The 19546-nt window shown below is 35.9% G+C and carries 11 protein-coding genes; 10 read left to right on the top strand and 1 reads right to left on the bottom strand.

Annotation, left to right across the window (positions count from 1 at the left end):
* Position 1: 1 nt before the first annotated feature.
* The 8 genes from ACFINH_RS04450 (at position 2) to ACFINH_RS04415 (ending at position 12325) form a co-directional block, all read left to right on the top strand.
* On the top strand, positions 2 to 1678 hold the full coding sequence (locus tag ACFINH_RS04450) for a ribonuclease J (RefSeq protein WP_375632247.1): 1677 nt from the start codon (positions 2 to 4) through the stop codon (positions 1676 to 1678).
* 203 nt (positions 1679 to 1881) lie between these two features.
* Positions 1882 to 3207, top strand: a complete 1326-nt coding sequence (gene proS / locus ACFINH_RS04445; RefSeq protein ID WP_375632246.1) for a proline--tRNA ligase — start codon at positions 1882 to 1884, stop codon at positions 3205 to 3207.
* Positions 3208 to 3218: 11 nt separating this feature from the next.
* Positions 3219 to 4487, top strand: a complete 1269-nt coding sequence (locus ACFINH_RS04440; protein ID WP_273791270.1) for a lipoprotein-releasing ABC transporter permease subunit — start codon at positions 3219 to 3221, stop codon at positions 4485 to 4487.
* A complete protein-coding gene (locus ACFINH_RS04435) occupies positions 4487 to 5167 on the top strand; it encodes an ABC transporter ATP-binding protein (protein ID WP_273791269.1) in 681 nt (226 codons plus the stop codon). The genes ACFINH_RS04440 and ACFINH_RS04435 overlap by 1 nt, the downstream gene beginning before the upstream one ends.
* A 65-nt stretch (positions 5168 to 5232) precedes the next feature.
* Positions 5233 to 5520 carry a succinate dehydrogenase assembly factor 2 gene (locus ACFINH_RS04430; protein ID WP_273791268.1) on the top strand — a complete coding sequence of 96 codons (288 nt, stop codon included), beginning with the start codon at positions 5233 to 5235 and terminating at the stop codon, positions 5518 to 5520.
* Between the two features lie 5 nt (positions 5521 to 5525).
* A complete protein-coding gene (mfd, locus tag ACFINH_RS04425) occupies positions 5526 to 9026 on the top strand; it encodes a transcription-repair coupling factor (protein ID WP_375632245.1) in 3501 nt (1166 codons plus the stop codon).
* A gap of 264 nt (positions 9027 to 9290) precedes the next feature.
* Positions 9291 to 10160, top strand: a complete 870-nt coding sequence (locus ACFINH_RS04420; RefSeq protein ID WP_375632244.1) for a hypothetical protein — start codon at positions 9291 to 9293, stop codon at positions 10158 to 10160.
* Positions 10161 to 11713: 1553 nt separating this feature from the next.
* On the top strand, positions 11714 to 12325 hold the full coding sequence (locus ACFINH_RS04415) for an invasion associated locus B family protein (RefSeq protein ID WP_273791265.1): 612 nt from the start codon (positions 11714 to 11716) through the stop codon (positions 12323 to 12325).
* An 88-nt stretch (positions 12326 to 12413) separates the two neighbouring features.
* Here ACFINH_RS04415 and ACFINH_RS04410 read toward each other — a convergent pair whose 3' ends face one another.
* Complete coding sequence (locus ACFINH_RS04410; protein ID WP_375632243.1) at positions 12414 to 15044, bottom strand: ribonuclease E/G; 2631 nt, start codon at positions 15042 to 15044, stop codon at positions 12414 to 12416.
* Positions 15045 to 15631: 587 nt separating this feature from the next.
* On the opposite strand from ACFINH_RS04410, the gene ACFINH_RS04405 reads away from it, so the two are divergent.
* Both ACFINH_RS04405 and ACFINH_RS04400 read left to right on the top strand, forming a co-directional pair.
* Complete coding sequence (locus ACFINH_RS04405) at positions 15632 to 16861, top strand: N-acetylmuramoyl-L-alanine amidase (RefSeq protein ID WP_375613445.1); 1230 nt, start codon at positions 15632 to 15634, stop codon at positions 16859 to 16861.
* Positions 16862 to 17029: 168 nt separating this feature from the next.
* Entirely contained in the window at positions 17030 to 19495 is a 2466-nt protein-coding gene (locus ACFINH_RS04400; protein WP_375632242.1) for a penicillin-binding protein 1A, read from the top strand.
* The last annotated feature ends 51 nt before the right edge of the window (positions 19496 to 19546 follow it).

Genomic DNA, 19546 nt, shown 5'->3' with positions numbered 1-19546 from the left:
TATGGTTGCAGCCAATAAGAATGAATTTGTTTTTTTACCTCTGGGAGGTGTAGGTGAGATAGGGATGAATTTAGCTGCTTACGGATTTGGTCCCCAAAGTCTTCGTGAATGGCTGCTGGTTGATATGGGGGTTAGTTTTGCTGGTTCTGAATTACCAGGTGTCGATCTTGTTTTGCCTGATATTCGTTTCCTAGAAAGTGAAAAACATAATATACGGGGTCTTGTTTTAACACATGCACATGAAGATCATTATGGGGCCGTTCTTGATTTATGTCCAAAGTTACAAGTGCCAATTTACTGTACGCCTTTTACGGCAGGGTTATTGGAAACTAAAAAACAATTAGATTTTGAATTTCAAAAAATTTTACTCAATATTTTTCAAGCTGGTGATTGTTTTCAGGTAGGTTCCTTTGCTGTAGAGGCTATAGCCGTTAACCATTCAATACCAGAATCTGTATCTTTAGCAATTACAACCTCTTTGGGGACTGTGATTCATACTGGTGATTGGAAAATTGATCATACCCCTTCACTCGGGGCTGTAACCGATGAAAAAAGATTTCGTGTTTTAGGCAAAAAAGGTGTTTTAGCATTACTTTGTGATTCTACAAATGCATGTCGGGATGGTATCTCTCCTTCAGAACAGCAAGTTCAAGCCAGTCTTTCAGAGATTATTTCTAAAGCTGAGGGGCGCGTTGCGATAGCAACTTTTTCTTCTAATATTGGTCGGATACGTTCTATTGCTCTTGCAGCTGAAGCTGCTGGACGTAAGGTGCTTGTCATTGGGCGTTCCCTTAAGCGAAGTATTATGGTTGCACAAGAGCTTGGTTATATGAATGGTTTAGCGCCATTTGTAACGGAAGATGATTATGGCTATATATCGCGAAAAGATCTTGTTTTAATTGTCACTGGGAGCCAAGGTGAGCCATGTGCAGCTTTGGCTAAACTGTCACGTGATGGAATGAAAAATATTGCACTTTCCGCTGGTGATACCGTTATTTATTCATCACGAAGTATTCCAGGAAACGAAAAAGCGATTATTGAGGTACAAAATCGTTTCATTGATTTGGGTATTGAAATTATTACGAATGAAGATGCGCTTGTTCATGTTTCAGGTCATCCACGTCGTTCAGAACTTTTACAGATGTATGATTGGATAAAGCCACAAATACTTGTTCCTGTACATGGGGAAGCAATGCATCTTAAGGCTCAGGCAACTTTAGCACGTCAAGCAGGTATTAAAACTGTTACGGATATCAGAAATGGACATATTTTACGTCTTGCACCAAAGCCTGTAGAAGTTATTGATCAAGTTCCTGTTGGCCGCATCTATAAGGATGGTTGCTTAATTGGAGATGAAGATGAATTAGGGATTCGTGAGCGCCGCAAACTAAGTTATGCTGGTCATGTTACTATTTCTCTCCATATAAATAGTAAGCATGAATTATTAGGGGATATAGGTCTAACAACATTCGGGTTACCTGAAAGTAATGGAAAGGGGGAAAGTTTAAAAGATATTCTTTTAGATATCGTAGAAAATACAGTTTATAATATCCCACGCATGAAACAGAAAAATAATGAACTTATTCGAGAGGCAACACGACGTGCAGTAAGAGCGGCTGTTCATGAAATTTGGCAAAAAAAACCTATCTGTACAGTTTTTTTACATCGGTCAAAATAAAAGAACTTTCCTATTACGTTATTTAAAAAGAGAAGAGCATTTTTATTTTATTGCTAAATAAGAAAAATAGAGAATAAAGCACAATAAATTTTTAAATGATAAGATCGTTATATTTGCAAGTATTCAGAATGCGGCTATAGATGAATAGAGGGTGTGATAAATTGTTCCGATATGATAGATCTGATTAGGAGTTAATTATTTCAATGCGTCTTTCTCAATATTTCCTTCCACTTTTAAAAGAGAATCCTAAAGAAGCAGAAATTGTTTCTCATCGCTTCATGTTGCGCGCTGGAATGATTCGACAACAAACATCAGGGATTTATTCTTGGCTTCCTTTGGGAAAAAAAGTGCTTGATAAAGTTTGTAAAATTATTCGTGAAGAGCAAGAACGTGCGGGTGCAATAGAAATATTGATGCCTACAATTCAGTCTGCTGATCTTTGGCGTGAAAGCGGTCGTTATGATGATTATGGTTTGGAAATGCTCCGCATTAAAGATCGTCAAAAGCGTGATTTACTTTATGGTCCAACCAATGAAGAGATGGTAACAGATATTTTTCGCTCTTATGTTCGTTCTTATAAAGATCTTCCGCTTAATTTATATCATATTCAATGGAAATTTCGTGATGAAATTCGTCCACGTTTTGGTGTGATGCGAGCACGAGAATTTTTAATGAAAGATGCTTATTCTTTTGATCTTGATTATGAAGGCTCTGAAACATCTTATAATCGTATGTTTGTTGCTTATTTACGCACTTTTTCTCGCCTTGGCTTAAAAGCAATTCCTATGCGTGCAGATACAGGTCCAATAGGGGGGGAACTCAGTCATGAATTTATCATTTTGGCTGAAACAGGAGAGAGTGCTATCTTCTGTGATAAACAATTTCTTGAACTTACCGTTCCTGATAGTTCAATCGATTTTAGTGATAAAGCTGTTTTAGATGATATTGTTAAGCAATGGACATCTTTTTATGCAGCAACGGAAGAAATGCATAATGAAGAGGAGTGGGCTAAAGTTTCTGATCATAATCGTCTTTCAGCGCGTGGTATTGAAGTAGGGCATATTTTCCACTTTGGTACTAAATATTCTGCTCCAATGGGAGCAAAAGTTATGGGACAAGATGGAAAAGAGCATGTGGTCTCTATGGGATCTTATGGTATTGGGCCTTCGCGTCTTGTTGCTGCCGCTATTGAGGCTTCTCATGATGAAAATGGTATTATTTGGCCAAAGTCTATGGCACCGTTTGATTTTGGGATTATCAATATGAAGCCCGATGATGAAAAATGCACACAGGCATGTGAGTTTCTCTATCAGGGATTAAAGAAGGTTGGTTTTGATCCGTTATTAGATGATAGAAATGAACGCCCTGGATCAAAATTTGCAACAATGGATTTGATTGGTTTGCCAACGCAAATCATTGTTGGTCCTAACAGTATTGCACAAAATGAAGTTGAAATTAAAGATCGAAAAACAGGAATAAAAAAATCTCTAAAGGTTGAAGATGTGCTCAGCCAACTTTCTATAATTTAATAGGAAATATTATGAAGAGGCTGAAAAACAAATGCTTTTCATCTTATGAGTGGATGATCGCTTTTCGTTATATGATTCCCAATAAAAAACATGTCGTTGCATCTGTTATTTCAATTATTTCTCTTATTGGGATTATGTTGGGCGTATTTGCTCTGGTTGTTGTTATGGCGGTGATGAATGGCTTTCGTACAGAACTTCTCAATCGTATTCTTGGTATGAATGGGCATCTTATTATTCAAACAGTTGATTCTGGTTTCTCTGATTATAAGACTCTTATTTCTTCTTTAGAAACTACAAATGGTGTGAAGTTTGCTTTACCTGTTATTGAAGGTCAAGCGCTTGTTCAAGGTGAAGTTCAAGGTGGCTCTGGCGCGTTAGTTCGTGGTATGCGCAAACAAGATCTAGAAAAGCTTAAAACAGTCTCTCAAAACATTAAATTAGGATCGATTTCTCGGTTTGATCAAGAAGAAGGTGTTGCAATTGGAAGTGGCTTAGCAGAAAAATTAGGACTGACAGTTGGAAGAGATATTCGTATTATTACTCCAGATGGTGATGAGACTCCTTTTGGCGTTACCCCACGTGTGAAAGCTTATAAAGTCGTTGCTATTTTTGAAGTTGGTATGTCTGAATATGATTCAATATTTATCTTTATGCCTCTCCATGAAGCACAAATGTTTTTTAATTTGGGAGATAAGGTTCAGTCTTTGGAATTATTTCTAAATGATCCTGATGCTGTTGATCAAATAAAACCTGTTGTAGAAAAAGCAGTTGAACAACAGGTCTATTTAATTGATTGGCGTACACGCAATCAGGCTTTTTTTTCAGCCTTACAGATTGAACGAAATGTTATGTTTTTCATTCTTTCTCTGATCGTTCTTGTTGCTGCTTTAAATATTATTTCAGGGCTGATTATGCTTGTAAAAGATAAAAGTCATGATATTGCAATTTTACGCACGATGGGGGCTCAACAGAGTGCGATTTTGCGTATATTTATCATTACAGGAATGATGATTGGTTTTATTGGAACTATATTGGGTTTAGTTTTAGGTGTTATCGCGACCGCGAATATTAATCATATCCAAGATTTTATATCTTGGTTATTTAATGTCGACGTTTTTAATCCTCAACTTTATTTTTTAACAAAATTGCCTGCACAAATTGAGTGGAAACAGACCATCTTGGTTGCTATGATGGCTTTATTCTTGTCGTTTCTTGCTGCTCTCATTCCGGCATGGCGTGCTGCTAAGCTAGATCCCGTACAAGCTTTGAGGTATGAATAATGACAGCTATTTTAGAGCTTGTAGAGATTGAAAGACACTTTTTCGAGAGTCATAAGCCACTCATTGTTTTAGATAAAGCGAATTTTATTCTTAATCGTGGAGAGCTTGTCGCACTTGTTGCACCATCTGGTGCTGGAAAATCAACACTTCTTCATATTGCTGGATTATTAGAAAAACCAACAGCTGGTGATGTGATGTTACGGGGTGTTTCTTGTGCAAAGCGCTCTGATAGTGAGCGAACAGCTATAAGACGAAATGATATTGGTTTTGTTTATCAATTTCATCATTTACTTCCAGAGTTTACGGCGTTAGAAAATGTCATGATACCCCAAATGATAGCAGGATTAAAAAAATCTATAGCAGAAGATCGTGCGCGCAAATTATTGACGTATCTGCGTGTTTCTCATCGTGCGAACCATCGTCCCTCAGAGTTATCGGGAGGAGAACAACAACGTGTTGCTATTGCACGTGCAGTAGCAAATGGCCCTTCGGTTCTTTTGGCTGATGAACCTACAGGAAATCTTGATCCAGTAACTTCAGCTTATGTCTTTCAAGCTTTATCTATCCTTGTTCGTCAGTCTGGTCTTTCTGCTCTTATTGCAACACATAATTACGCTTTGGCTAAGCAAATGCATCGTCGAATTACACTTAAAGAACAAAAGATTATAGAACTTCCTTAAAGCAAGGTAAAAATTTTATACGACTAATTGAATAGTTTATATTACTTTATTCAAGGAGATTTTTTATGACAGTTTTTGTCGTTGACAAAAATCAATTAGATGCTCGTCGTCGTCGATTGATTTTTCGTGCATGGCATCGCGGTATTCGTGAAATGGATCTCATTTTTGGACATTATGTCGATGCTCATATTACTGGGATGAATGATAGAACGCTCTCTGAGCTTGAGTATATTATGTCTTTTGATGATCGTGATTTACTCACATGGATTACTGGAGAAATTTTGCCCCCCTCTGAAGTTGATAGTCCACTTTTCCGTGATATTGCCAATTATCGTACTTGCTTAAGTTATTAATCCCGATGCCTATATTTAAAAAAATTGTTATTCCCAAAAATAATTCTGTTCGTATGATTTTAGATAGCGTTACTGATGGATTTGAAGCCTTTGCGCTTGCTAAATTAAGTTCAGAAATTGCACAAGGTAAACCGCTCATCTATGTTGTCCGTGACGGAACAAAAATTGCGCATTTACAACAAGTTTTAAATTTTATTGAACCCAATTTACCCGTACTTCAATTTCCTGCATGGGATTGTTTGCCTTATGATCGCGTATCACCAGGAATTGCTGTTATGGCACGTCGACTATCAACATTGGCACACATAGCAAATTTACGAAAAGATCCATATTCTGCAATTATATTAACAACAGCAAATGCAATTATGCAAAAGTTGCCTCCTCGTGAAATGATAGAAGCTCAGCTTATTCACGCACGTGTTGGCCAGCGCAATAACATGGGAAATCTTATTCAATTTCTAGAAACCAATGGTTTTGAACGCGTTACGGTTGTCCGTGATGTTGGTGAGTTTGCTGTAAGAGGAGGAATACTTGATATCTTTTCTCCGATGGATGTTGAACCTTTACGCCTTGATTTTTTTGGAGATACCCTAGAAAGTATCCGCGTATTTGATCCAGAAAGTCAAAGGACAACAGGCCAAAAAACTGAACTTTTATTACAGGCAATGAGTGAGGTTGTTCTTACACCAGAACGCATCAGTCGTTTTAAAAGCAATTATACCCGTACATTTGGTGTATCACAAAAAAATAACATGCTTTATGAAGCAATTTCTCAAGGTCGGCGTTTTGCCGGTATGGAACATTGGCTTCCATTTTTTTATGAAAACCTTGATAGCTTTTTTGATCATTGTGGCAACTTACCGATAGTTTTTGAGCATCTCATAGAAGAAGTCTTCATTGAGCGGTATCGTCTTATTGAAGACTATTATAATGCGCGCAAAGAGCGCGAAAGTGATGAAAAAAATTCTACTTCTTATCATCCAATAGATCCTAGTCTTTTTTATTTAACGCTAGAGCGTGTTTTGGAAGGTGCGCAACAGTCTTCACAGCGTATTGATTTTTCGCCTTTTAATGTTCCACAAAGTTTGGAACAAACTGTTATTCACACCAATGTTAAACAAGGATATGATTTTGTAAAAGAGCGTAATGCGCAGGAAAAAAATGTTTTTTCAAGTGTTATTGATCATATCGCATCTTTACGCGCTGCTGGTAAAAAAGTGCTTTTAGCGTGTTGGAGTGAAGGATCTCTCAATCGTTTGTTACAAGTTCTCGATGAGCATGGATTGAAAAAAATAGATGTTGCAAAATCTTTGCAAACAGTCAAAGCAACACCTCGGGATCGCATATTAGCAGCTGTTATCATGATAGAACATGGTTTTGTGGCTGAAGATTTGGCTATTATAGCAGAGCAAGATATCCTTGGCGATCGTTTTATAAGATCGCCAAAGCGGCGTAAGAATAATACAAATTTTATTTCTGAAATTTCTGCTTTAAATTCTGGTGATATTATTGTGCATATCGACCACGGTATTGGCCAATTTGTTGGTCTTAAAACCATCAGAACCACTGGAATTTTACGAGACTGCCTTGAAATTAGATATGCTGGAGGTGATTTACTCTTTTTACCTGTTGAAAATATTGAGCTTCTCTCACGTTATGGCTCAGAAGGAACAGAGGTAACTTTAGATAAATTAGGAGGTGTTGCTTGGCAAGCACGTAAAGCTCGGCTAAAAAAACATTTATTGGAAATGGCAGGGCAATTAATCCGTATAGCTGCAGAGCGTATGACTCGTGCTGCGCCTGCTTTACTTCCACCAATTGGACCATTTGATGAGTTTGTTGCTTGCTTTCCCTATGAAGAAACGGAAGATCAAATGAATGCAATTGATGCTGTTTTGGACGATCTAGCCTCAGGCAAGCCGATGGATCGCTTGATATGCGGTGATGTTGGTTTTGGAAAAACTGAAGTAGCCATTCGAAGTGCTTTTGTTGCAGCATTAAATGGATATCAGGTTGCTGTTGTTGTACCGACAACTTTGCTTTCACGTCAACATTACAAAACATTTATTTCGCGTTTTCAAGGATTACCGGTTAAAATTGGACATGCTTCGAGGCTTGTAAAAGCGAAAGAACTTGCACGAGTAAAAAAAGGTGTTTCAGATGGTACAATCGATATTGTCATTGGAACCCATGCATTATTAAGTGGTGCAGTTAATTTTTTACGGTTAGGTCTTCTTATCATTGATGAGGAACAGCATTTTGGTGTCAAACACAAAGAGCGTTTAAAAGAGCTTAAAAGTGATATTCATGTTCTCACACTTTCAGCAACTCCCATACCACGCACTTTAGGGTTAGCTTTATCGGGTGTACGTGAACTTTCATTGATAACAACCCCCCCCATTGATAGAATGGCGGTTCGTACTTTTATTTCACCCTTTGATGCACTTGTTATACGAGAGACCCTGCTTCGAGAATATTATCGTGGTGGACAAAGTTTCTATGTTTGTCCTCGTATTTCTGATCTGGCTTTTGTAGAAGAATATCTCAAAACACATGTGCCAGAACTGAAATTCGTTGTGGCTCATGGACAAATGCCGGCTGGACAACTTGATGATATCATGAATGCATTTTATGATGGACAATATGATGTGCTGCTCTCAACAACCATTATTGAATCAGGTCTTGATATTCCAACAGCCAATACCCTAATTGTGCATCGTGCTGAGATGTTTGGTCTTTCTGCCCTTTATCAGTTACGTGGTAGGGTAGGACGTTCAAAACAACGTGCGTATGCTCTCTTTACATTTCCTGCTGGTAAAGTTTTAACAACTGCTGCTGATCGCCGTCTTAAAGTGTTACAATCTCTTGACACCTTAGGGGCCGGTTTTCAATTGGCAAGCCATGACATGGATATCCGCGGTTCAGGCAATTTTTTAGGTGAAGAGCAATCGGGGCATATCAAAGAAGTTGGATTTGAACTCTATCAAAAAATGCTTGAAGAAGCTGTTGCTGAATTAAAAGATGGAGAGCTAAATGAAGATAAGCAATGGTCACCTCAAATTTCCCTTGGTACAACAGTGATGATACCAGAAAGTTTCGTGCCTGACTTATCATTACGTATGGGACTTTATCGTCGTTTAACAGAACTTGATGGTTTAGAACAAATTGATGAATTTGCAGCGGAGTTAATTGATCGCTTTGGTCCTTTGCCCCTTGAGGTTCAACATCTTCTTAAAGTCTTTCATATTAAAACATTGTGTCGAAAAGCACATGTAGAGAAATTAGATGTTGGACCAAAGGGGATTGTCATACAGTTTCGTAATAACTATTTCGCAAATAGTGTTGCTCTTGTTCAGTGGGTGGGAAAACAAGGTTCAATGGCAAAAATTCGACCAGATCAAAGTATTGCTCTTATTCGTGATTGGTCCTCAGCGGATGAAAGGCTTGTTGGAGCAGCGAATATTATGACACAGCTTGTCGAAATGGCAGAACAACATTCTGTTTAAAAAATTTCTTTATTGTTTCAGAACTGTTACTCATTTTTATAAAATTATTCTATAAAAACAAAAAGTTATTGATTTTTTATAAGAATAAAATTTAAGTTTATAATAAAGAACCCTTTATATATTTATTTAGTCTTTATTATATACGTATTGATATAATGAAGAAAATAGATTAGACGGTTTAACCGCATTAAATAGCACTTGCATATAATAAGCTAATAAGCTCCTGTAAATTTTTTAGAAAGAAAAAATTTAGGTAAAGATAGCATGCTTTCTTCATTACAAAAGTGTCTAACTATCGTCTTTTTATTACTCACTTTGATATATGGCGTAAAAAACGCTCACGCTGAGTTTAGCTTAACTGAATTATCTCTTTCTGGTTTAACGCTTGATGAGAAATATAAGCGTATTAAAGAAAGACTACAAGTTATTGAAAAGAGGATGAAATTCATTGAAAAGACATTTGCTGATTTAACACTTTCGCAAATACGTTCTCATAATATAGAACATGATAAGCTGCTACAAGAACACGGAGACCTTAATGAAGAGCGTTATAAGCTTTCTTCAAAACTAAGTGATTTAGCGCAAGAAATGGAGAATTTAGCATATAGAGCGCATAGGGCAAGAGAGTATAGAGTAGGAGAGTATGAAAGAAAATTAAGTAAAGCAACAGAATATCTAAGGTCTCGAAGCGCTTCTGAATTAGGAATGAGTGATGATACAGCAAATGTAGAAACTCTTAACGATAGAGCGATTGATGAAACGATACGACTCTATCCCTTTATGGTTCTTTCTTGTAAAATTCAAGAGAGTCTGTTGGACAGTGATATAGGGGATTTATTACGGAAAGATTTTGGTTGGAGGAAAAAAGATTTTAGATGGGCAAAAGATGCAATCAATTCAATAGATCCTGAATTAATAAAGCACTTTGAAGAACGAATGGTGATTAGTGTCTCAGATTTTGAAGAAGAGATAATTAGTGGTATAAAGGATATGGTGATGCGCAATCCTTCGAATGTAAAATCTGCTCCTTTATTATGTAGAAGCACGAGAGAAATATATAATATAATGCTGCCAGAAAAGAGAAAGAGTATTATGAATCGTATGCGTTCCCATGTTGAAGAGTTATTCAATTAAAAATTTACTCATATAAATACAGAGAAATTAAGCTGATATACTAAACAATAGTTAAAACATATTAGTAATAATATATTTTATTTTTTGAGTTATTACTTATTATTTATAATAAAATAATATTATACACGTAATATATTATCTGTTATTCTTATCATATAAGATTTAATATATATATTAAATAATAAACTCATATATCTTTTTTATGTTTTCTTTTTATGCATAATTTTTTGTGCTTGTAGTTTTTTATTTTTATCTGATTAATTATTTTAATGACGATACATCTCATATCATAAATATTGTTTCATTAATACGATAAGAGAAATATTTTATAGATCTAAATTGTGTTATATAGGGAAACAAAATGATACTTTGAATTCATTTTTTCTTAAAACTTAAATCATTAACGATTTATATCTTTGATGTTGTGAAAGCTGAAAAGAATTTATCATTTTAGAAGCTTCTTTTATTTGAGAAATAACTTAAAATAAATTGATAAAAGCTACATTTTTTATTCACGTTATAAAGCTGAGAGATGATATTTGTACAGAGATGCAATAATAGATGTATAATATATAAGCATAAATTTATTATGGCTTTGGGCACGTGAGATGATTCATAGGGGGGGGGCCTTTGTTCAGTAGTTTTATCTATAAAACTAACTCCGCTTGTGATGTACAAGTGGATAAATTTTATTGATTCAATATAAGAGAGGTTTGCGCTATTAGGATCTTTCATACAATATAGAAATAGAAAAAAGATAAATTATTATTATAAATTAATATGTTATTATATTTTAAGAAAGTTTATTATAAATAAAATATTTTCAGCAGTTATAGATTTTCTCTCTAAGAAAATGTGTTGTTTAATTAAGAAAAAAGCACTTCTTTAGTAGCGTATTTTTAAACTAAACTGTTTAGTTAAACGCTATGGAATATAAAATTTTTATTACAAAAGCGTATCACCATTATTTTGTAAACAAGGGCAGAAAATTGTTCATTAGCAAAAAGCTCTCTTACAATTATGCAGAAATTTTAGACAATCAGTGGTTTTAATTCATTAAATATTTCAATAATATCGTAGATAATTTTGTTTTTGTGTATCACACGAGGCACATAAGGAAAACAGTAAAATTTATCTGATATTTTGGAGCTTCCTGCATTACAACACCTGTTGCTAAGGTTCTATAAGCTTAACATGAAGAGTAATAAATGTAAAAATTTTAATTAGTAAATTTTTTAGAGTAGTATCAGAGTTTATTTTAATTAATATTGCAATATTGATTCGTTTGTGTAATCTTAGTTTAAATGCACAGAGGTGTTTTATGGATAGATTGCATCAAATACCAATGTGATGAAGAGGGGAAATGATATGAGTGTATAAAAATTAGAATGGCTCGTCGTATTTTTTTCTCTAAATTTGACTTTTTTTTTTATATTGAAGTAAAAATAGTAAAATTAATTGTTATTTCATTATAATTTAATAAATTAAGTTGGAATTATATTTAATATTTTTTTGAAGTTACTTAAGAGCGCGTTGAAAGGATTAACTTAATCATGTCGCATAAAAATGTTTATTCTGCTGTTTCAGTATTAGTTGGAGCCGCTGCCCTTTTTCTTATAGCTGGTATTTCTGCAAATGCGCAAACTTTATCACAAGGTTGGTACAAAGTTTGCAGTAAGCAGCATGATGTTGATATTTGTAATACAATGAATACTGTATTATCGAATACGGGACAACCTTTAACGGCTTTTAATCTTGTTGAAATAAAAGGGAAGCAAAATGAGAAACGTATAGGTATTCAAGTACCTACAGGTCGTTTTTTGCCAGAAGGTGTTCACATTAAAATTGGTGACGAGTTCTCTAAAAAAATTCCTTATATTATTTGTAATGGACCAAGTTGTATTGCTAATGATGTCTTAGATGATAAGCTTATAGCAGCTATGAAAAGTGGTACAAAAATGGTTGTAACCACAGTTAATTTCCGTGGTTCAGCTAATCCTATTGAATTTTCTCTTAATGGGTTTACAGCAGCCTATACTGGTCCTGGTATGGAGGAAAAAGATTTCCAACAAGAACAAATAAAGCTGCAGCAAGCCATTCAATCAAAGCAAAAAGAAATTGAAGAGCGTATGCGGGCTGAGCAAGAAAAAGCGAAACAAAAGTAATAAAACCACACCATAAAAGTTGGTCAAAACGTTTTCTATAATTGTTTATTTGAACCGCCACAGTTTTCTGTGGCGGTTTTTTTAATCCTTAATTTTTCGAAAGAGTTCTACGTTTCCACCAACCAATACGTTCAGTTTTGGAAGAATCATTAGGCGTTGATGAAATAACAACGGGTTGATTAATTGTTTCTTCAATTTGGGAAGGAGAGGTTTCGATAACTTTCTCCATCTCGATTACAGTTTCTTGCTCTAATATTTTTTGTATTTGCGTTGTCTCTTTAGAAGATGATTTTTTACGTGTTCCACGTGTTGATTTTTTACTCTTTTCAAGAGCTTTATCTTCTACCTCATGAATAGCTTTGTCTGCTTTTTTTGTTTTAGTTTTACGCACCGGACTGGTTGTAGGTTTTTCTTCAAGAGATTTTTGTTCTGCAATATTTTGATCATTCTCTAAAGAAAGTTGATTTTCTACTACTTTTGAAGAACGTGTTTTACGTTTTTTAGGTTTAATACTTGTATCATTTTTTTCAGATTCACTCTGTTGTTGTATATCTAGAGCTTGTGTATTATTTTTTGTTTCTTCAAGTTCAAAAGATTTAACAGGTGAAACACGACGTTTGCGATGCGCTGCTTTAATTTCTGCTAAAGCTTGCTTAGCAAAATCTCCTACTGGTTCTGCATAAGGAACGCGAATCTGATGAAAATTATTATCTTGATTGCGTCGACCACCACGACGTCCTCGACGACGTCCTCGACGATAAGAATCATCATTCAAAGTATCTTCTTTTTTATGAACGTTGGAGAGAGAATGATCAGTAATTTCACCGTGACGATTTTTGCGCCGACGCTTTTGGTTTGTTTCAATGGGAGAAGGATTTTCAATAGATTCACTCTTTATGAAAACAGAATCTTCAATTTCTTGCTCATTGGCATCTTCCAATGAAGATCGAGAAATGCTCTCTGCTATTGAGCCTTTAGAAATAACAAGATGTTGCGTTCCAATACTATCATCTGCTTCAATACTAATATTAAGTTTAAAGCGATCTTCTAAATTAACAAGAATATTGCGTTTATGATTTAATACATAAAGCGCTGTTGCTACGGGGGTGCGCACGATAATATTATGTTGCGAATTATGAAGAAGATATTCTTCAATTGAGCGCATGACATGTAACGCAATTGATGATTCAGAACGTATATTTCCTGTTCCTGCGCAATGTGGGCAGGGCTGTGTCGTACTTTCTAAAACCGATATGCGAATACGTTGACGACTCATTTCTAAAAGGCCGAAGTGTGAAATATGACCTACTTGAATACGAGCACGATCGTTTTTTAAACAATCTTTTAATTTTTTTTCGACCAGCTTCACATTGCGTTCTTCAAGCATATCAATAAAATCAATCACAATTAAACCAGCAAGGTCACGCAAGCGTAATTGACGCGCTACTTCTTCAGCAGCTTCAAGGTTAGTTTGTAAGGCTGTCTTTTCGACAGAGAATTCTTTCGTAGAGCGGCCAGAATTTACGTCAATAGCAACAAGTGCTTCTGTTTGATTAATAACAAGATAACCACCAGATTTTAAAGAAACCTGTGGTTGCAACATTTTATCAAGTTGAATTTCAATATTATTTCTTGCAAAAATGGGCGTAGGATCACGGTAAGGTTGCACAACTTTTGCATGACTTGGCATGAGCATACGCATAAAGTCTTTCGCTTCACGATATCCTTGGTCTCCAGAGACAAGAATTTCACTAATGTTCTTATTATAAAGATCTCGTATAGAACGCTTGATGAGATTGCTTTCTTCATGGACAAGGCATGGTGCCGTTGACTCGAGTGTCAAAGTGCGAATAGTATCCCATAACCGCATAAGATATTCATAATCACGTTTAATTTCAGCTTTTGTTCTATTGGCACCAGCGGTTCGTAAGATAACGCCCATACCTTTTGGAACGGCTAATTCTTTTACGATTTCTTTAAGACGCTTACGGTCTTGTACGTTCGTAATTTTTCGTGAAATACCACCACCACGTGCTGTGTTGGGCATTAGAACAGAGTAACGACCAGCTAGAGATAGATATGTTGTAAGGGCAGCACCTTTATTACCACGCTCTTCTTTGATAACTTGTACCAACAAAATTTGACGTCGTTTAATGACTTCTTGAATTTTATACTGGCGCCCTTGTTTTCTTTGATAAATCGGGAGCTCTTCACGGATGTCCTCAGCACCGACCATTTCAATCTCATCATAAGAGATATTGGCATTTAATGCTTCTTCTGTATTATCAATTATTATCGCTTCAGATGTGATATCATTTTCAATATCGGCTGCTATAACATTGTTTTTTTCACTTTTTTTTGTTCTTCTGGAGCGTTTTTTATTTTTAGTTGCTTCTTCCGTAAAGGTATCTACAGAATTTTCTCCTACAGCTTCTTTTTCTTCTTCTTCAAGAAGAGCAAGGCGATCAGCAATAGGAATTTGATAATAATCAGGATGAATTTCAGAAAATGTTAAAAAACCATGTCGGTTTCCACCATATTCAACAAAAGCCGCTTGGAGAGACGGTTCTACACGCGTAATACGTGCGAGATAAATATTCCCCTTGAGCTGTTTTCTATGTTCTGATTCAAAATCAAGTTCTTCAATTTTGTTGCCGTGAACAACAACAACACGTGTTTCCTCCGGATGGGAGGCATCTATAAGCATTTTGTTTGACATAAGTTAATATCCTGAAGGCGACATGCACAATTTTATTCAAACGAATGCCATAACTATTCGTAAACATAAAAGGCTGTCTGCCATAAAAGGGAGGTACCAGAAAAACAGGACGAAACACCACGTGCAAAGGCATGACTGCATTTACACCATTTCTCATCATTATTTCCATCTGTTTTTTATGACTCATATTTTCTTAAAAGTCTCCGGTAAAATAATCTTTAAAACAGTTCGGATATCCGAACCAACGAATCTTAAGTAATGCAATCCTAATGTTACAACATAGAAATTTTTCATCCATAAAAAAGTCTCAACGCATAATAGACAAAAAACTTCTAAAGACAACTTAATATGAGTTACAGATAATTTAGATGACTATTATCAGCTAGGAAGCATAAATATTCTTTTATGTTGATATCATGCGTTTGGCAAGTAACAATGTAAATCATGTATAATTATAATATCTTTATGACCTTAATTTCGTTTTGAGGTGTTTATTTAGCTTTTATTGAAAAATAGATAATAAATTGGTGTATCGTTTTATGTAACCAAGATAAATTATTACAAAGGTAATGTAGAGTATTTTGCTTATGATAAGAGTTTTTTTTACCAAAAAGCTGAAAACAGCTTATGGGGATGTTATTGTGCTCGTCACATACTTTTTATTATCTTTTTTGCTACTCCAAACTAGTGTTCAAGCCGCAGATCCTCTGAGACTTATTAATTTTCGAACCATTGGTGATAGTATTCATACGCGTATTATTGCGGTTTTTAATTCAAAACCAAATGTTCGTTTACAGATTTTGGACAGGCCCGCACGTTTGGTTATCAATTTACCTACAATTGACTTTTCGATGCAAAATACGCCTTTAAAGAAACGGAATACATTATCCGTTATGCTTTCAGATGTGCGTTATGCTTTCTCTGACATACAGACTTCACGCATTATTTTGACAAGTAAAACGGCTTTTGTGGTTGAAAAAAATGTCGTAAAAAAATTAAATAATGGTTTATGGCAGTTGCTGATTGATATTCGTAAAAGTACACAAGAAAAATTTGATGAGATATTAAAAAAACAGCAAAGAAGCAATTTTGATACAAAAACACAGTTAATGCCAGCATATAATTTCCGTGTTGTTCTTGATCCTGGTCATGGTGGTATTGATGGTGGTGCACGGGGTGTTACTGGAATTTTAGAAAAAGATGTGACTTTAGACTTTGCGCGTGCATTGCGAGACGAATTACAAAAGGATTCTCATATTACCGTTGCTTTAACACGAGATTCCAATATTTTTTTAAGACTAAGTGAAAGAGTTAAAAAAGCGCAAGAGTTTGATGCTGATCTTTTTATATCTATTCACGCAGATACGATTGATCTACATTCTCTTCGCGGTGCCACAGTGTATACCATATCAGATAAAGCCTCTGATGCCATTGCAAAATCTTTAGCTGAAAATGAAAATAAAGTTGATTTGCTTGATGGTTTGCCTGCAGATGAAACGCTCGAAGTTACAGATATTTTGATGGATCTTACACGACGTGAAACACATACATTTTCGGTTAATTTTGCAAATAGTGTTATTTCAAGTTTATCAAAGAATCATATTAACTTGATTAATAACCCACATCGGTATGCTAATTTTCAAGTTTTAAGAGCTTCAGATATACCCTCAGTCTTGATAGAGATAGGTTATTTATCCAATAAAGAGGATGAAAAGTTATTAAATGATCCTCATTGGAGAAAACAAATGGCAGCCTCTATTGCTCATTCTATTCGTCAATTTGCTGATTATAGGCAGAAAATGATACAGCCTCTTTAAATTTATGAGAAAATAGAGTATCAATATGGGCTTCTAGTGTACCCTGGTATAAATAAAAGATAGAAAACAATTTCTCTTGATCTCAATCTTGTGGTGATATCCACTTGGTGTGTTTGAAGTAACGTATTTTTTCTTTAATTAATTCTTAAGAAAGCGATAGCCGTTTTTATGATGATTTTTTTAAGATATCTTCTTCGTTTTTTTATTGCTATTGGACTTTATGGTGCAATAACGTGGGGTGTTATGACCAGTGGTCAAGCAAATGCACTCCCTGATTATGAAGTTCTTTCACTTTATGAGCCGCCGGTAATGACCCGTGTCCATGCTTCTGATGGCCGTCTTATGGCAGAGTTTGCAACAAAACATCGCCTCTATTTACCGATTCAATCAATACCAAAGCTTGTTATAAATGCTTTCATTTCGGCTGAAGACAAAAACTTTTATCATCATTTTGGTTTAGATCCTGAAGGACTTTCTCGAGCTTTGATCAATAATATTCGTAATATTGGTTCTGGAAGACGTCCAGAGGGTGCATCAACTATAACGCAACAAGTCGCTAAAAACTTCCTTTTAAGTTCAGAAACAACGTTAGAACGTAAATTTAAGGAAGCTATTTTAGCAATGCGTATTGAGAAAACTTATTCAAAAGATCATATTCTCGAACTTTATCTCAATGAAATTTATCTGGGTCGTGGCACTTATGGCATAGCTGCTGCTTCATTGACCTATTTCAATAAATCCGTCAATGACCTGACGCTAGAACAATGTGCTTATTTGGCTGCTCTTCCAAAAGGACCAGCAAATTATGATCCATTTAAGAATACACAACGTGCTATTGATCGGCGTAATTGGGTTATAGACCGGATGATTGCAAATGGATATGTAACGCGTGAACAAGGTGAAAAAGCGAAAGCTAAACCTTTAGGAGCGACAATACGTGGGAGTGATAGCTATGTTTTTGCGGCTGATTATTTTACTGAAGAAGTACGGCGTCGTTTAATACATCGCTATGGGGCTAAAACACTTTATGAAGGTGGGCTTTCCATTCGTACAACGCTTGATCCGCATTTACAACTTATTGCGCGACGTGCTTTGCACGATGGATTAATTAGATTTGATCATGCGCAAGGATGGCGTGGAGCTTATGCGCATATTGATGAGAAAGGTGATTGGGGGACAGAACTTGCAGATATCACAGGGCTAAGTGATGTTCCTGAATGGCGTTTAGCTGTTGTTCTTTCTACTAATTCCAACAAAGTAGAGATTGGTTTACAGCCACAGCGCGAAGCTTCAGGTATATTATCAAAAAAACGGGAAATTGCTGTTTTATCTGAAGCTGATTCAAAATGGGCACTCCATGTTGTAAAAGAAAATGGTTATCGAAAAACTGTTCAGAGCTTATCTCATGTTCTGCAAGTTGGGGATGTCATTTTTGTTGAAAAACTATCCAATACAAACAACACTTATCGTTTACAACAAATTCCAAAGGTTGAAGGTGCAATTGTTGCTATGGAACCTCATACAGGGCGCGTTCTTGCTATGGTGGGAGGATTTTCTTTTGCAGCATCTGAATTCAATCGTGCAACCCAAGCTTACCGACAACCGGGGTCTGCTTTTAAGCCTTTTGTTTATGCAGCAGCTCTTGATAACGGATATACACCAGCATCCGTTGTTTTAGATGGCCCCATTGAAGTTCGTCAATATAATGGTGAAGTTTGGCAACCCAAAAATTATGGGGGTACCTTTGCAGGACCTTCAACGTTGCGTTATGGTATTGAGCGTTCTCGTAATCTTATGACAATACGGCTTGCCAATGATATGGGAATGCCTCTTGTCGCTGAATATGCAGAACGCTTTGGGATCGTAGATAAATTGCAGCCTTATCTTCCCATGGCTTTAGGGGCTGGCGAAACAACAGTATTACGAATGGTTACAGCTTATTCCGTTATTGCCAATGGCGGACGCTCTATTAAACCTTCTCTGATAGACAGAATTCAAGATCGTTATGGGAAGACAATTTATCGTCATGATGATCGTATTTGCGAAAATTGTAATACGAATTCATGGAATAATCAAAGTGAACCCACATTGATTGATGAGCGAGATCAAGTTCTTGACCCTATGACGGCTTATCAAATTACATCGATGATGGAAGGGGTTGTTCAGCGTGGTACTGCGGCACGTTTACGTTATCTTAATCGACATATTGCTGCTAAAACAGGAACAACCAATGACTCTAAGGATGTCTGGTTTATGGGATTTACTCCTGACATTGTCGTTGGTATTTTTGTCGGTTATGATCAACCAGCTCCGTTAGGATATAATGGAACAGGAAGTTCATTAGCTGCACCTATTTTTGGTGATTTTATGGCAGATGCTCTTAAAGGGAAGCCAGATGTTCCCTTTAAGATGCCAAAAGGTATGATTTTAATGCCAATTAATCGGAAAACAGGAATGCTTGCCGAAAGAGGAGATCAAGATGTCATTATAGAAGCATTTAAACCAGGGACTGGGCCTGCTGATATATATCAAGTTATTGGGAGTACAAATTCTTTTCAAGAAGGTGTTCCTGCAGTAACGACTTCTCCACAAGTCAACAAAGCACTTGAAAGTGGGACAGGTGGGCTGTATTAATCGACAAAATCTCCTTTTGCCATGAGTCATGGTTTTTATCTCTTTTTTACA

Origin of the sequence: Bartonella sp. AA74HLJMH, assembly GCF_042197045.1 — a bacterium.
Classification (GTDB): Bacteria; Pseudomonadota; Alphaproteobacteria; order Rhizobiales; family Rhizobiaceae; genus Bartonella.
This window is presented reverse-complemented; position numbering and strand designations above follow the sequence as displayed.

Bases quoted from the DNA above. Each gene is read 5' to 3' on its own strand.
- ACFINH_RS04450 (WP_375632247.1), top strand. From the start codon at position 2: ATGGTTGCAGCCAATAAGAATGAATTTGTTTTTTTACCTCTGGGAGGT.
- proS (WP_375632246.1), top strand. From the start codon at position 1,882: ATGCGTCTTTCTCAATATTTCCTTCCACTTTTAAAAGAGAATCCTAAA.
- ACFINH_RS04440 (WP_273791270.1), top strand. From the start codon at position 3,219: ATGAAGAGGCTGAAAAACAAATGCTTTTCATCTTATGAGTGGATGATC.
- ACFINH_RS04435 (WP_273791269.1), top strand. From the start codon at position 4,487: ATGACAGCTATTTTAGAGCTTGTAGAGATTGAAAGACACTTTTTCGAG.
- ACFINH_RS04430 (WP_273791268.1), top strand. From the start codon at position 5,233: ATGACAGTTTTTGTCGTTGACAAAAATCAATTAGATGCTCGTCGTCGT.
- mfd (WP_375632245.1), top strand. From the start codon at position 5,526: ATGCCTATATTTAAAAAAATTGTTATTCCCAAAAATAATTCTGTTCGT.
- ACFINH_RS04420 (WP_375632244.1), top strand. From the start codon at position 9,291: ATGCTTTCTTCATTACAAAAGTGTCTAACTATCGTCTTTTTATTACTC.
- ACFINH_RS04415 (WP_273791265.1), top strand. From the start codon at position 11,714: ATGTCGCATAAAAATGTTTATTCTGCTGTTTCAGTATTAGTTGGAGCC.
- ACFINH_RS04410 (WP_375632243.1), bottom strand. From the start codon at position 15,044: ATGTCAAACAAAATGCTTATAGATGCCTCCCATCCGGAGGAAACACGT.
- ACFINH_RS04405 (WP_375613445.1), top strand. From the start codon at position 15,632: ATGATAAGAGTTTTTTTTACCAAAAAGCTGAAAACAGCTTATGGGGAT.
- ACFINH_RS04400 (WP_375632242.1), top strand. From the start codon at position 17,030: ATGATGATTTTTTTAAGATATCTTCTTCGTTTTTTTATTGCTATTGGA.